The sequence below is a fragment of the Streptomyces sp. NBC_01515 genome (assembly GCF_045040345.1).
In the GTDB taxonomy this organism is placed as follows: domain Bacteria; phylum Actinomycetota; class Actinomycetes; order Streptomycetales; family Streptomycetaceae; genus Streptomyces.
In genome coordinates this window covers 1960948-1975678 of record NZ_CP109416.1, presented here as the reverse complement: position 1 = coordinate 1975678, position 14731 = coordinate 1960948, and the positions used below count along the sequence as shown (strand labels likewise).

At 71.6% G+C, this 14731-nt stretch carries 11 protein-coding genes; 9 read left to right on the top strand and 2 right to left on the bottom strand.

The annotated features are described in order from the left end of the window. Positions 1-6 precede the first annotated feature (6 nt). Positions 7-1233 carry an acyl-CoA dehydrogenase family protein gene (locus OG407_RS08615; protein WP_405856586.1) on the bottom strand — a complete coding sequence of 409 codons (1227 nt, stop codon included), beginning with the start codon at positions 1231-1233 and terminating at the stop codon, positions 7-9. Positions 1234-1346: 113 nt separating this feature from the next. On the opposite strand from OG407_RS08615, the gene fabG reads away from it, so the two are divergent. From fabG to OG407_RS08590, 5 genes are read left to right on the top strand one after another with little or no spacing between them, the layout of a single operon-like run. After that, on the top strand, positions 1347-2093 hold the full coding sequence (gene fabG, locus OG407_RS08610) for a 3-oxoacyl-ACP reductase FabG (RefSeq protein ID WP_405856584.1): 747 nt from the start codon (positions 1347-1349) through the stop codon (positions 2091-2093). A 22-nt stretch (positions 2094-2115) separates the two neighbouring features. Beyond that, the gene (locus OG407_RS08605) at positions 2116-3363 is read left to right on the top strand and encodes an acetyl-CoA C-acetyltransferase (protein WP_405856582.1); all 1248 of its coding nucleotides are present in this window, start codon (positions 2116-2118) and stop codon (positions 3361-3363) included. Further along, positions 3363-4802: an OB-fold domain-containing protein gene (locus OG407_RS08600; protein WP_405856580.1), complete on the top strand. Its 1440-nt coding sequence runs from the start codon at positions 3363-3365 to the stop codon at positions 4800-4802. The genes OG407_RS08605 and OG407_RS08600 overlap by 1 nt, the downstream gene beginning before the upstream one ends. Beyond that, on the top strand, positions 4799-6007 hold the full coding sequence (locus OG407_RS08595) for an acetyl-CoA acetyltransferase (protein WP_405856578.1): 1209 nt from the start codon (positions 4799-4801) through the stop codon (positions 6005-6007). The genes OG407_RS08600 and OG407_RS08595 overlap by 4 nt, the downstream gene beginning before the upstream one ends. A 16-nt stretch (positions 6008-6023) precedes the next feature. Continuing rightward, entirely contained in the window at positions 6024-6818 is a 795-nt protein-coding gene (locus tag OG407_RS08590; RefSeq protein ID WP_405856576.1) for an SDR family NAD(P)-dependent oxidoreductase, read from the top strand. A 227-nt stretch (positions 6819-7045) separates the two neighbouring features. On the opposite strand, the gene OG407_RS08585 is transcribed toward OG407_RS08590, so the two are convergent. After that, on the bottom strand, positions 7046-9742 hold the full coding sequence (locus tag OG407_RS08585; RefSeq protein ID WP_405856574.1) for an ABC transporter permease subunit: 2697 nt from the start codon (positions 9740-9742) through the stop codon (positions 7046-7048). A gap of 142 nt (positions 9743-9884) precedes the next feature. On the opposite strand from OG407_RS08585, the gene OG407_RS08580 reads away from it, so the two are divergent. The 4 genes from OG407_RS08580 (at position 9885) to OG407_RS08565 (ending at position 14655) form a co-directional block, all read left to right on the top strand. Next, complete coding sequence (locus tag OG407_RS08580; RefSeq protein WP_405856572.1) at positions 9885-11120, top strand: ABC transporter substrate-binding protein; 1236 nt, start codon at positions 9885-9887, stop codon at positions 11118-11120. Between the two features lie 92 nt (positions 11121-11212). Then, positions 11213-11917 (top strand): ABC transporter ATP-binding protein, encoded by a 705-nt coding sequence (locus tag OG407_RS08575; protein ID WP_403593241.1) that lies wholly within the window; start codon positions 11213-11215, stop codon positions 11915-11917. A gap of 18 nt (positions 11918-11935) precedes the next feature. Further along, positions 11936-13276 (top strand): hypothetical protein, encoded by a 1341-nt coding sequence (locus tag OG407_RS08570; RefSeq protein ID WP_405856570.1) that lies wholly within the window; start codon positions 11936-11938, stop codon positions 13274-13276. Further along, positions 13276-14655, top strand: coding sequence for an acyl-CoA reductase (locus OG407_RS08565; RefSeq protein ID WP_405856568.1), 1380 nt, complete (start codon positions 13276-13278; stop codon positions 14653-14655). Before OG407_RS08570 ends, OG407_RS08565 begins: the two co-directional genes overlap by 1 nt. Positions 14656-14731 lie beyond the last annotated feature (76 nt).

Here is a 14731-nt window from a genome sequence, read left to right as displayed (position 1 = left end):
CCGGCCCTAACCGGCCGTCGCCCGCGGCTCGCGCGGCAGCCCCAGCACCTTCTCCGCGAGGATGTTCCGCTGCACCTGCGAGGTGCCCGCGTAGATCGTCCCGGAGCGGGCGATCAGGTATGTCGTCGACCAGGACGCCGAGGAGTTCGCGGCGCCCGGGTCGTCGGTGCGGTAGGTGCGCAACGGCGGTCGGCCGACCGGCACTTGGGCGTGCAGGCCCATGATGTCCATCGCCAGGTCGGTGACCTTGGTGTGGTACTCGCTCCAGTACAGCTTGGCGATCGACGTCTCGGGGCCCGGCTCCGCGCCCTTGAGCCAGCCGGTGAGGATGCGGTAGCCGAGGTAGCGCATGATCTCGACCTTGGACCAGCACCAGGCGATCCGCTGCCGGATGACCGGGTCCTGGTCCCTGCCGTACAGGCGGGCCAGCCGCACCAGGCGTTCCACCTCGGCCCGGAACAGGATCGGGTTGGTGGCCGCCTCCTCCCCGCGCTCCACGCCCAACAGGCTCTGGGCAACTGTCCAGCCGTTGTCGACGCCGCCCACGACGAGATCGGCGCGGGTGCGGGCGCCGTTGAAGAAGACCTCGTTGAAGTGGAGTTGGCCGCTCATCATGCGGAACGGCCGTACCTCGACGCCGGGTTGGTCCAGCGGGACGAGGAGGAAGGAGATGCCGCGGTGCTTGGAGGCGTCGCGGTCCGTGCGGGCCAGGACGAAGATCCAGTCGCTGTGGTGGGCGCCGGACGTCCACACCTTCTGGCCGTCGATCACCCACTCCTCGCCCTCGCGGACGGCGCGCGTCGTGAGTGAGGCCAGGTCCGAGCCCGCGTCGGGCTCCGAGTAGCCCTGGCACCAGGTGTCCGCGCCGCTGAGGATGCGCGGCAGGAAGTGGCCGCGCTGCTCGTCCGTACCCCAGCGCAGCAGTGTGTTCGCCAGCATCTTCACGCCGAAGGTGTCCTGCGGCAGCCCGAACGGCACACCGGCCAGGGCCAGTTCCTCCATCAGGACCACCTGGTGGAGCTTGGACAGGCCACGGCCGCCGTACCGCTCGGGCCAGGCGAGGGAGAGATAGCGGTGCTCGGCGAGCAGGCGCCGCCAGTCGCGGGCGAAGGACCAGGCCGCCTCCTCGTCCAGGGCGCCGATGCCCTTCCAGTCCGGCGGCAGCTCCTCGGCGAGGAACTCCTTGACCTCGGTGCGGAACGTCTCGGTCTCCGCGGGATAGCTGATGTCCACCCGTGTGCTCTCCTCGCCCGGCCCCGCTCGCCCAGCCGATCGCTGTATTGATTGTTTCAGCATAATAGGTTATCTATTTAAGTGGAATAGCGTCGAGTCGGGAGCGGGCTGACATGGGACTGCTGGACGGCCGCAACGCGGTGATCACCGGCGGCGCGCAGGGCATCGGCTTCGAGATCGCCGCTGTGCTCGGCGCCGCGGGCGCGTCCGTCGTCCTCGGCGACATCAACGAGGACGCCGCGACGGAAGCCGCCGAACGCCTCGCCAAGAACGGGGTGGCCGCCGCCTCGCTGCGCTGCGACGTCACCGACGAGGACGAGGTCGCCGCCCTGGTCGCCCACTGCGCCGACACCTTCGGACCGGTCGGCGTCATGGTCAACAACGCCGGGATCACCCGCGACGCGACCCTGCGCAAGATGGCCGCGTCCGACTTCCGCGCGGTCGTCGACGTCCACCTGACCGGCGCCTGGAACGGCACGCGGTACGCCGCCGAGGCGATGCGCGCGCACGGAGGCGGCGGCAGCATCGTCAACATCTCCTCCATCGCCGGCAAGGTCGGCAACTTCGGCCAGACGAACTACAGCGCCGCCAAGGCCGGACTCATCGGCCTCACCAAGGCCTCCGCCAAGGAACTCGCCAAGGCCGGCATCCGCGTCAACGCCGTACAGCCCGGTCTGATCCGCACCGCCATGACCGAGGCGATGCCGCCGGCCGCCTGGGACGCGAAGCTCGCCGAGATCCCCCTGGGCCGCGCGGGCGAACCCGCCGAGGTCGCCCAGGTCGTCCTCTTCCTCGCCTCCGACATGGCGAGCTACGTCACCGGAGCCGTGGTCGAGGTGACCGGCGGCCGGTACATGTGACCCCTCATGAAAGGCATGGCCGATGCCCGCCCTCCTGCGTGACGCGGTGATCTGCGAACCCGTGCGTACCCCCGTCGGTGGCTACGGAGGCGTCTTCCGCGACGTGCCGGCGACCGAGCTGGCCGCCGCCGTCGTACGCGCCGTACTGGACCGCACCGGTATTCCGCCCGCCGCCGTCGACGACGTGCTGCTGGGCCAGTGCTACCCCAACGGCGAGGCCCCGGCCATCGGCCGCGTGGCCGCCCTGGACGCGGGCCTGCCGGTGGAGGTGCCGGGACTCCAGATCGACCGGCGCTGCGGCTCCGGACTGCAGGCGATCATCACGGCGGCGATGCAGGTGCAGACCGGCGCGAGCGACCTCGTCCTGGCCGGCGGCGTCGAGTCGATGAGCCAGGCCGAGTTCTACACCACCGGCGTCCGCTTCGGCGTGCGCGGCGCCGGCACCACCCTGCACGACCGGCTGGCCCGCGGCCGGGTCACCTCCGGAGGCGTCAACCACCCTGTTCCCGGCGGCATGTTGGAAACCGCCGAGAACCTGCGACGCGAGTACGCCATCTCCCGCGAGGAGCAGGACCAACTCGCCCTGCGCTCCCACGAGAAGGCGGTCGCCGCCCAGCGGGAGGGCCGCTTCACCGACGAGATCGTGCCCGTCACCGTGCGGACCAGGAAGGGTGAGACGGTCGTCGACACCGACGAACACCCGCGCCCCGACTCGACGTTGGCGAAACTCGCGAGCCTGCGCCCCGTACTGGGACGGCAGGACACGGAAGCGACCGTGACCGCCGGGAACGCCAGCGGACAGAACGACGGCGCCGCCCTCTGTATCGTCACCCACCCCGAGCGCGCCGCCGAACTCGGCCTGCGCCCCCTGGCCCGCCTGGTCTCCTGGGCCGTCGTGGGCGTCCCCCCGGAGACGATGGGCATCGGCCCGGTACCCGCCACGGCCAAGGCACTTGACCGCGCCGGGCTGAAACTCGCCGACATCGACCTGCTCGAACTCAACGAGGCCTTCGCCGCCCAAGTGCTCGCCTGCACCCGCGAATGGGCCCTGACCGAGGCCGACTTCGAGCGGTTCAACGTCAACGGCTCCGGCATCTCGCTGGGCCACCCCGTCGGCGCCACCGGCGGCCGCATCCTCGCCACCCTGCTCCGCGAACTCGACCGCCGCCAGGCCCGGTTCGGCCTGGAGACCATGTGCCTCGGCGGCGGCCAGGGCCTGGCCGCCGTCTTCGAACGGACGCCCGCAATCGACGCCAATGGAGGCCGCTGATGGCCGGACTGATCGCATACGGCGCCTACGTGCCGTACCACCGCCTCGCCCGGGCCGACATCGCGGCCACCCTCGGGACGCCCCCGTCCCGGGGCACGCGCGCGGTCGCGGGCTACGACGAGGACACCACCTCGATGGCCGTCGAGGCGGCCCGGTCCGCGCTGGCCCGGGACGGACTGCGCACCCGCATCGGCCAGTTGTTCCTCGCCACCGCCGCGCCCGCCTACCTCGACAAGACCAACGCGACCGCCGTCCACGCGGCGCTCGGCCTCGACCCGCACGTCCTCGCCGTCGACATGGCGGGCTCCGTCCGCTCCGGCCTCGGCGCGCTGGTCACCGCCGCCCGCTCCCCGGTGCCGACCCTCGCGGTCCTCTCCGACCTGCGCACCGGCCTGCCCGGCGGCGCCGAGGAGAGCGCGGGCGGCGACGGCGCTGCGGCCTTCGCCTTCGGCGGGCACCGCAACGGAGCCCCCGTGATCGCGGAGCTGCTCGCCCACGACACGGTCAGCGACGAGATCCTCGACCGCTGGCGGCTGCCCGGCGCGCCCGCCTCCCGCGTCTGGGAGGAGCGCTTCGCCGAGGAGATCTACGCCTCCCTCGCGGACAAGGCGCTCAGCGCCGCCCTCGACCAGGCGGGGCTGGACCGCGGCGCCGTCGACCACCTCATCGTTTCCGGCCTGCACGCGCGCGCGTGCGCCACGGTGCGTCGTACCTCAGGCGTACGTCCCGAGGCGGCGACCGCCGACCTCACCGCGGCGATCGGCAACGCCGGTACCGCCCAGCCCGGCCTGCTCCTCGCCGACGTCCTCGACCGGGCCGAACCCGGCCGGATCATCGCGCTCGTCGTCCTCGGCGACGGCGCCGGAGTCCTGCTCCTGCGCACCACCGACGCCCTGCCCGCACACCGCGCCGCCCGCCCGGTCGCCGCGCAGATCGGTGCGGGCAGCGCCCCCATGCCGTACGCCACCTACCTCTCCTGGCGTGGCCTCCTCGACCGCGAGCCGCCCCGCAGGCCCGACCCCGAGCCGCCCTACGCGCCGCCCGCGCACCGCCGAAACAGCTGGAAGTACGGCTTCGTCGCCTCCCGTTGCGAGAAGTGCGGGACCCGGCATCTGCCGCCGGACCGGGTGTGCGTGTCCTGCCGGAGCGTCGACGCCATGACCGACGAGCCGATGGAACAGGTGCGGGGCACGGTCGCCACGTTCACCGTGGACCGGCTGGCCCACACACCGAGCCCGCCGATGCTCGTCGTGGTCGTCGACTACGACGGCGGCGGCCGCTTCCGCTGCCAGCTCACCGACGCCACCGAGGCCGACGCCGTCATCGGCGCCCGGGTCGAGATGACCTTCCGGCGCACGGTCACCGCCGCCGGCGTCCACAACTACTTCTGGAAGGCCCGCCCGGTACGCACCGGCGAGACCGAGGGGACAGGCGCATGAGCTCGCACGGAATCCGGGACCGGGTCGCGATCGTCGGCATGGGGTGCACGCCCTTCGGCGAACACTGGAACCGCTCGGCGGACGACCTGCTGGTGGACGCCGTGGGCGAGGCGGTCACCTCGGCCGGCATCACGCTCGACGACATCGACGCGTTCTGGCTCGGCACCCAGGCCTCCGGAGTCTCCGGACTGACCCTCAGCCGCCCCCTGCACCTGCCGTACAAGCCGGTCACCCGCCTGGAGAACATGTGCGCGACCGGTTCCGAGGCGCTGCGCAACGCCTGTTACGCGGTCGCCTCGGGCGCCTACGACGTGGCGATGGCGGTCGGCGTGGAGAAGCTCAAGGACTCCGGCATGTCCGGGCTCTCGGGCACCACGATGCCGGGCGCGGGCGACGACAGCCGCGGTGAGATCACCGCCCCGGCGAACTTCTCCCTCCTCGCCCCCGCCTATGCCGCCAAGTACGGCCTGGTGGAAGAGGAGTTGAAGGACGTCATCACCCGCATCGCCTGGAAGAACCACATGAACGGCGCCCGCAACCCGCGCGCCCAGTTCCGCAAGGAGGTGCCGCTGGAGCGCATCCGGTCGGCGCCGATCGTCGCGGGCATGCTGGGCGTGTTCGACTGCTCGGGGGTCTCCGACGGTTCGGCGGCGGCGATCGTCGTACGCGCCGAGGACGCCTACCGGTACACCGACAAGCCGATCTTCGTGAAGGCCCTGTCCTTCGTCGCGGGACCCGCGGACGGACTCCTCGACCCCGACTACGACTTCACCACCTTCCCCGAGGTCGTCGTCTCGGCCAAGGAGGCCTACCGGCAGGCCGGCATCACCGACCCGCGCGCCGAACTCGCGCTCGCCGAGGTCCACGACTGCTTCACACCGACGGAGTTGGTGCTGATGGAGGACCTGGGCTTCTCCGAACGAGGACAGGCATGGAAGGACGTCACCAGCGGCGCCTTCGACCTCGACGGCTCGCTGCCGGTCAACCCGGACGGCGGCCTGAAGGCCTTCGGCCACCCCATCGGCGCCTCCGGGCTGCGCATGATGTTCGAGGCCTGGCTCCAACTGCGCGGCGAGGCACCGCCCGAGCGGACGGTCCGCACCCTCGCCGAGGGGCGCTCGCTCGCCCTCACCCACAACCTCGGCGGCGGCCCCGGCGAATGCGTCTCCTTCGTCTCCGTCGTCGGCAGCGAACTCACCGACTGAGAAAGGTGGTTGAGTCATGGGACGACTCGACGACAGGATCGCGATCGTGACCGGCGCCGCGTCCGGCATCGGTGCCGCCACCGCCCGCCGCGTGGCGGCCGAGGGCGCCCACACGGTCGTGGCCGATCTGAACCTCGACGGAGCCAAGGCGGTCACGGAGGAGATCCGGGCAGCCGGCGGATCCGCCACGGCGGTCCCGGTCGACCTGGGCGACATCGACTCCGTACGGGCCATGGTGGCCACGGCGGTCGACACCTACGGCGGCCTCGACGTCCTGCACAACAACGCGGCGGCCACCCACCTGGCCGCCCGCAAGGACCTCGCCGTCCTGGAGGCCGACCCGGCGGTCTGGGACGACACGATGCGGATCAACCTGCGCGGCACCATGGTCGCGATCCAGGCCGCGGTCCCGCACATGATCGCCCGCGGCGCCGGTTCGATCATCAACACCTCGTCCGGCGCCGGTCTCGCGGGCGACCTGCGCAACCCCGCGTACGGCGCCTCGAAGGCCGCCCTCATCAACCTCACGCAGTACGTCGCCACCCAGTACGGCAAGCAGGGCGTGCGCTGCAACGCCATCGCCCCCGGGTTCATCGTCACGCCGGCCAGCTCCGGCTCGGCGCACGGGGCGATCCGCGAGAAGATGCTCCGCCATCACCTCACTCCACGCCTCGGGCGGCCCGAGGACGTCGCGTCGGCGGTCGTGTTCCTCGCCTCCGACGAGTCCGCCTTCATCACCGGGCACACCCTGCGCGTGGACGGCGGGCTGCTGTCCCACGCGCCCTACGTGGCGGACCTGCGCGAGGCGTGACGCAGTCCCGTAGGGGGCGCACCTCCGAACGCCGGCGTACGAACCCGGTCCGTCAACCGCGCGTCGGCGTCGGCCACTTCGTTCACCGGATCGCCTTCGACCGGCCCACGGCGCGAAAGCCCGCGGGCCGCTCGCGTCACGCCCGCTCGCCGTCCGAACCCGCGCGGCGGGGGAGATAGCCGGCTCGGCCGAGGCGGACGCCATCGCCTCGGCCCGGGCGGCTGCGCTCAGGCCGTCGTCTCCGGCTCCAGGTCGCCCAAGTAGGCCGCCCTGACCGCCGGATCGCGGCGCACCTCGTCCGGGGTGCCGGCGCAGATCCGGCGGCCGAAGTCGAGGACGACGACCTGGTCGCACACGCTCATCACCATGTCGACGTCGTGCTCGACGAGCAGCACCCCCATGCCCCAGTCCTCGGCGAGCCGCCGCACCAGCCGGGCCAACTCCCGTGTCTCGTCGTCGGACAGCCCCGCCGCCGGTTCGTCCAGCAGCAGCACCGACGGCGAGGTCGCCACCGCCCGCGCGATCGCCAGCAACCGCCGTTCGCCGTACGACAGGTCTCCCACCGGCCGGTCCAGACTGTCCTGGAGCCCGAACTCCCGTACCGCGACGAGCACTTGGGCGGGCAGCGGGCGGCTGCCGGGGCGGACCAGGTCGGTGAGCCAGGTCCAGCGGCCCGGTCGCTCGCAGGCGGCGTAGAGGTTGTCCAGCACCGTCATGTCCTCGAACAGCTCCAGTGACTGGAAGGACCGGCTCAGCCCGGCACCGGCCCGCCGGTGCACCGGCACCCGGGTCACGTCCCGCTCGCCGAGGCGGACGCTGCCGGCCGCGGCCCGGGTGAAGCCGGTGACGGCGTCGATGGCGGAGGTCTTGCCGGCGCCGTTGGGGCCGATGAGACCCACCACCCGGCCCGGTTCGACGTCCAGGGAGAGCCCGTCGACGGCGACGACACCGCCGTAGCGGACGGTGAGGTCGCGTACGTGCAGGGGGAGGGGTGCGGCGCGGGGGACATCCGGCAGGGGAGCCGCTTCCTTCTCGGGCGTCATAGCAGCACGCTGCGGGCGCAGCTTTCGCTCAAGTCCCCGCGTCTGCCTGCCGAGTTCCCTCCCGATGCCGTCCTGGTTGCCCACCAGGGTCAGCACCAGGATGATCCCGCCGATCAACGGCATCCACTCGCTCAGCCCGGGCACCACCAGGTCCCCGAACCGGGCGCCGACCGTGCCCGCGCCGAACGTGGCGCCGAACAACGGGCCGACGAGGAAGCCGACACCGCCGATGACGGCGAGCCCGAGGGCGGTGACGGAGTCGAAGCTCGCGAAGTCGGAGAAGACGACCGAGGTGGAGCGGAAGCCGGTGAGGACCCCGGCGAGCGCGGCGACGGCCGAGGACAGGCCGAAGGCGTAGAGCTTGGCGGCACGGACGTCGATGCCCAGGGCGGCGGCGGCCCGCTCGTTGGCCCGTACGGCGATGAGGCGACGGCCGGTCCTGCCGCGCCGGACGTTGGCGACCACGAGCGTGGCGGCGACGAACAGCACCAGCACCACGGCGGCGTAGCGCTGCGGATGGTCGACCCCGGAGATGCTGATGCCGAAGAGTGTCTGCCTGCCCACCGCGATGCCGTCGCTGCCGGGTGTCGTCGACAGGTCGGTGTTCTGGAAGACCATCGCCTCCAGCGTGGTGCCGAGTCCGAGCGTGATGATCGCGAGGTTGACCCCGCGGGTACGCACGGCCGGCAACGCGAACAGCAGGCCGATCGGGACGGTCCCCAACACACCTGCCAGCAAGGCGAGTTCGAAGGGCCAGCCCCAGTCCGCCGCCGCGTGCCCGGCGATGAAGGCGCCGGTCCCGGCGAGGGCGTAGGCCGCGAGCGACACCTGTCCCGCGTAACCGGTGACCACGATGATCGACAGGATGATCAGGGAGAGCACCAGGGTGCTGGTGATCGCGTCGGCCCACAGCGGTGTCGACAGGCTCACCAGGACCAGCCCGATCAAGACGGCCAGCGCGAGGGGGACGGGACGGACCCTGCCGGTGCCCAGTGCCGGGAGCCGGTCGAGGAAGGTGCCGCGCAGCGGCAGCGCCCGGCCCCGCGCGACCAGCACCAGGGCGATGAAGAGGAACGGCACCGACGAGGCGAGGCCGGTGACTCCGGAGCCGAAGCGCGTCAGTTCGGACTGCGCGACACCGATGACCAGCCCGCCCGCCAGGGTGATCGGGAACGACGAGAACCTGCCGACCAGGGCGGCGGCCAGCGCGCTCAGCAGCAGCGTGGTCAGCCCGGTCACCGACAGGCCGATCACCGGCACGATCAGGATGGCCGTCAGCCCCGCGAGCGCGGAGCCCAGTGCCCAGTTGCCGGCGGCGATCAGGTCCGGGGACCAGCCGAGCGAGGCGGCGATGCTCTCGTTCTCCGCGACCGCTGTGGTGCCCAGCCCGAACAGGGTGCGCTTGTAGAGGAGATGGAGCACCGCGGTCACGGCGAGCGCGATCCCGAGCAGCCAGACGCGGTCCTCGGAGACCGTGGCCCCGGCGATCGTCAGCAGCCGGGTGGGCAGCTTGCCCGGGACCAGCTGCAGGCTGTCGCCGTAGCGTTTGACGGCGATCGCGGTGAGGACGATGAACACCGCGAGGGTGCCGACCAGCCGGGCCAGGGTGGACGCCCTGCGCAGCGGGCGGATCACCAACAGGTGGGTGAGCACGCCCAGTACGGCGGAGGTGAGCACGCCGCACGCGGTGGCGGGCCAGTACGGCACGCCGTGGTTGACGGCCAGCTCCCACTGGACGTAGGCACCGGCCATCCCGATCGCGCCGTGCGCGAAGTTCAGGACGCCGGAGCCCCGGTAGACCAGCACGATGCCGTGCGCGGTGAGCGCGTAGAGGGCGCCGAGACCCAGGCCGAGCAGGGCGAAACGCAGGACGTCGTCCATCCGAGGAACCTCCCAGACACGGGACGAGACAGTGTATTCATTTAAATAATTGTGCCGAGAGTACTTCACTAACCCAAAAATGCGCCCCATGCTGTTCGGCATCTCGACGTCGCCCACTTTGGGCGCGAGCCCCGGAGGGACCATGAACGACTCACGCCGACGCAGAACAGCCGCAGCGAGCGCTCTCGCGGTGACCGGAGCCCTGCTCGCCGCAGGGTGCGGGGGAGAGGCGGCAAGCAGTTCGGCCGAGACCTCCTCGCTCAAGGGCACCCCGGTCAAGGTGATGGTCTGGGCGCCGGAGAACACCCAGGGCAGCGCCCAGCCCGGGATCCACCTCACCGCCACGGCCTACGAGAAGTGGATCAACGCCAACGGCGGGATCAAGGGCGGACCCCTCAAGGTCGAGTTCTGCAACGAGAAGGGCGACCCCGACGAGGCCGAGAAGTGCGCCCAGCAGGCCGTCGCCGACAAGGTCGCCGCGGTCGTCGGCTCCTACAGCCTCGCCGGCGACCGTTACATGCCCATCCTGCAGAAGGCCGGCATCCCGTACATCGGCGGGACCGGCGTCTCGGCGGCGGAGTTCTCCAACCCGCTGTCCTTCCCGGTCAACGGCGGCACCCCGGTGGTGTTCGCCGCCCACGGCCGCCAGCTGGTGGAGCAGGGCTGCAAGAAGATCACCGGCGTACGGTACGACGTGGCCGCCGCGGCCGTCGTCTCGCAGTTCCTCACCCTCGGCGTGACCTCCGCCGGAGGGGCGGCACCCAAGGATCTCAAGGTGCCGCTCACCGCCACCGACCTCGCCCCGCAGGTCGCCGCGACCAAGGGCAGCGACTGTGTGAGCGTCATCCTGGGCACCGCCTCGGACCTGTTCGTGAAGTCGTACGTCCAGTCCGGCGACAAGACCAAGCTCGCCAGCGTGGTCGGCAACCTCACCCCGCAACTGGCAGCGAGCACCGGAGGCAGCGGCAGCCCGCTGGAGGGCGCCGCGATCACCGGCTACTACCCGCCGACCTCCGACGCCGTCTGGAAGGACTTCGTCGCGGCGGCCAAGGGCAAGGACATCGACACCACCAACGGCGCCAACGCCACGACCTGGGTCGCCTTCAAGGTCTTCACCGAGGCCGCCAAGAAGCTGCCGACGATCTCCGCCGAGGCGCTGGTGAAGGAGCTGAACACCACCTCCGGCATCGACACCGGAGGCCTGACCCCGCCCCTGAACTGGAAGGCGTCGACGGCCCTGCCGATCAAGGGTCTGGACCGCATCCACAACACGACCGCGACCGAACTGACCATCCGCGACGGGAAGATCGAGTGGGCCAAGGCCGGGTCGACCTTCGTCGACGTCCGCAAGGTGCTGACGGGCGCGTCGCACGGCTGAGCCCGCTTCGGTCCGGCCGGCCGCCGTATCCGGTCGACTTCGGTTTCCGGTCGACTTCGTTTTCCGGCCGACTCCGGTTGAGGAGAGACCTCGTGCACGACACAGATGTGCCCCTGATAGCGACCCGCGCCCTGTCCGCCGGATACGGCAGCCGACCCGTCGTGAGCGACCTCGACCTGGAGGTCCGGCCGGGCGAGGTCGTCGCCCTGCTCGGCCCCAACGGCGCGGGCAAGACCACCACCCTCAGGGCGCTGTCCGGCGACCTGACCCCGATGAGCGGCGAGATCCGCTGGCTGGGCACCCCCGGCCACGCGCCCCTGCACCGCCGCGCCCGCGAGGGCCTCGCCTACGTCGGCGAACGCGCGGTCTTCTCCCGCCTCGACACCACCGACAACCTACGGGTCGGGCGCGTGCCGCCCGACCGGGCCGTCGCCCTCTTCCCCGAACTGGAGAAACGCCTGAAGACCGGCGCGGGCATGCTGTCCGGCGGCGAGCAGCAGATGCTGTCGCTGGCGCGCGCCCTGTGCCGTACCCCTCGTCTCCTCCTGGCCGACGAACTCTCCCTGGGCCTCGCCCCGTTGGTCGTCGACCGGCTCCTGCGCGCCGTCCGTGAGGCGGCCGACCAGGGCCTCGGCGCACTGCTGGTCGAACAGCACGTGCGCAAGGTGCTCGACATCGCCGACCGCGTCTACGTCCTGCGCCGGGGCCGCGTCGTCATGGCCGGCACCCCGAAGGAACTCCGCGGGGACCTCGACGCCATCGAGTCCTCCTATCTCGCCAAGAACCCGTCCTCATGACTGATGGAGGTGGTTGCCGTGCCCAGCGCACGTGAGCAGATCCGGGCCCTCGTCCGGTCCGGTGACACATTCGACCAACCCGCCCGGGAACTACGGGAGTTGCAGCTCGACGCGGCGCGCGAGGCCTTCGCCGCGCACCGCGAGCGCATCCCGCTGCTGCGCACCCGGGCGGAGGAGAGCGGCGTCCACGGGATCGAGAGCCCCGACGACCTCGTCCCCCTGCTGTTCTCCCACACCAGCTACAAGTCGTACCCCCTCTCCCTCATCACCGGCGGCCGGTGGGACCGGCTGCTGCGCTGGTACTCGACGGTGTCGGTGGTCGAGCCGGGAGACGTCGACGTGGAGGGCGTGACCGACATCGACGAGTGGACCGACCGCGTCACCGCCGCCGGCCATCGCCCGTACATCACCAGCGGCACCTCGGGAAAGGTCTCCTTCCTCAACTGCGCCGCGAGCGACCTGAGTTTCCTGCACGACATCCTGGAGAACCTCACCTGCTGGCCCGACCCGCTGCCGCCCGAGCGGACCCGCCGCGGCTATCTCCTGGCACCGGCGAGCGGTCCGATGCGCTCCATCGACGGCTACCGCTGGCACGCGGACGTCTTCGTCCGGCCCGGCGAGACCCGGCTGCTCACCGAAGACCCCATGCGGGTCTCGGAGTTGATGAGCAGCGCCCTGCTGCGCCGCCGGATGGCGGAAGGCACCGCGACCCCGCGGGAGATCAGCTCCTTCGAGGCCGCGTCCGGAGCCCGCGAGGAGGAACTCGGCGCGGCCGTCGCGCAGATCGTCGACGACATCGCCGCACACCGGACCGAGCCGCTGCTGATCGCCGGGATGAACAACCAGCAGTTCACCCTGATCCAGGCCCTGCGGGCCCAGGGCGTACCCGACGGGAGCCTCCACCCCGACACGCTCGTCCTCAGCGGCGGCGGCAACAAGAACGGGGTCCTGCCCGACGACTACCAGCAGCAGTTCGCCGCCTTCTACGACGGCGTACGGCGCGTGCGCAGCTACGGCATGACGGAACTCCAGGGCTCCTGCCTCGCCTGCGAGCAGGGCAACTACCACGTGCCGCCATGGGTGATCCCGCTGGTCCTCGACGAGCCGGGCGAGAAGCTGCTCAACACCGAACAGGGCGTGGTGGAGGGCCGGTTCGCCTTCCTGGACGTATCGCTGGAGGGCCGCTGGGGCGGCCTGATCAGCGGCGACCGGGTCCTCGTCGACTTCTCGCCCTGCGACTGCGGCCGTACGGGACCGACCGTCCTGCCGGACATCCGGCGCTACGGCGACCTCGGCGGCGAGGACAAGATCACCTGCGCCGCGACACTCGACTCCTATGTGCGGGGGATGATCCACTGATGAGCACCACGACCGACACCGAGGTCGTGCACGTGGTGCGCGGCGAGGTCGACCACGGCTCACCCGTCGCGTACGGCCGCTCCGGCTCGGCCTTCACCGCACCGGCACTCGACCTGGACCGCCTCGTCCGGCCCCGCACCGAACCCGGCCCCGCCTTCCAGGTGCCCGTCGCGGAGATCGTCGACCTCCTCGTGGAGACCGGCGAGGCCCTCAAGGCGGACCGCGAGGGACTGCTCGCCGAGGCCCTGGACCGCATGATCCCGGTCAGCCCGCTGCCCGCCGAGATCCTCGAACGCGCCTACGCCCTTCTGTGGCGCAGCTTCCAACGACCCGGCCTGTACGCCCAGATCGACCACGAACTCGGCGGAGCGGATGTCCTCGACGGCTGGCGCGAGGTGCGCCTGCCCGACAACCGGACCGCCGCCACCCGCGCGTTCCCGCCGCGCCTGGTGCACATCATCGCCGGCAACGCACCCGGCGTCGCCGCGATGTCCGTCGTGCGCGGCGCCCTCACCAAGGGCGTCAACCTGCTGAAACTGCCCTCGAACGACCTGTTCACCGCGACCGCGATCCTGCGCACGATGGCGGCGGTGGCCCCCGGCCACCCCGTGGTCCGCTCGTTCTCCGCGGTGTACTGGCGCGGCGGCGACGAGACGGTGGAGAGCGTGCTGTTCCGCCCGCAGTTCTTCGACAAGCTGGTCGCCTGGGGCGGCGAGTCCACGATCCGCGGCGCACTGCGCTACGTCGGCCCGGGCTTCGAACTCGTCTCCTTCGACCCCAAGACCTCCATCTCGCTCATCGGCCGCGAGGCGTTCGAGTCCCCCGAGTCCCTTGCCCGAGCCGCCGACGCGGGCGCCACCGACGCCACCTTCTTCAACCAACAGGCCTGCGTGGCCAGCCGCTTCCAGTTCGTCGAGGGCTCCTGGGCGGACGCCGACCGCTACGCCGATCTGCTGTGCGAACGACTGGGCGTGGCAAGGGAGTTCAGCTCGGCCGACGGCCCGCGGGTCACCGCGGAACTCCGCGAGGAGATCGACGTGCTGCGGTCCATGACACCCGACTACCGGGTGTGGGGCGGCTACGACGGCCGGGGCCTGGTCATCCGCTCGCCCGAACCGGTCGACTTCCACCCCGACGGAAAGATCGTCGACGTCGTCCCGGTGGCCGAGCTGAGGGAAGCGGTCGCGTACGCCGGAGTCGCCACCCAGACGGTCGGCGTATATCCGGACACCCGCAAGGCGGAACTGCGCGATGCCCTCGCCTGCGCCGGCGTGCAGCGCGTCGTGTCCCTCGGCAAGGCGGGCGGGATGCCACCGGGCCTGTCCCACGACGGCTTCTATCCCCTGCAACGGCTCATGCGCTGGGTGAACGACGAGTGACGGGGCGGGTGTCGTTCCTCGGCTGAGGCAACCGGGCCGCACCGGATGGCGTCGTGACCAGTGGGACCACTGAGGG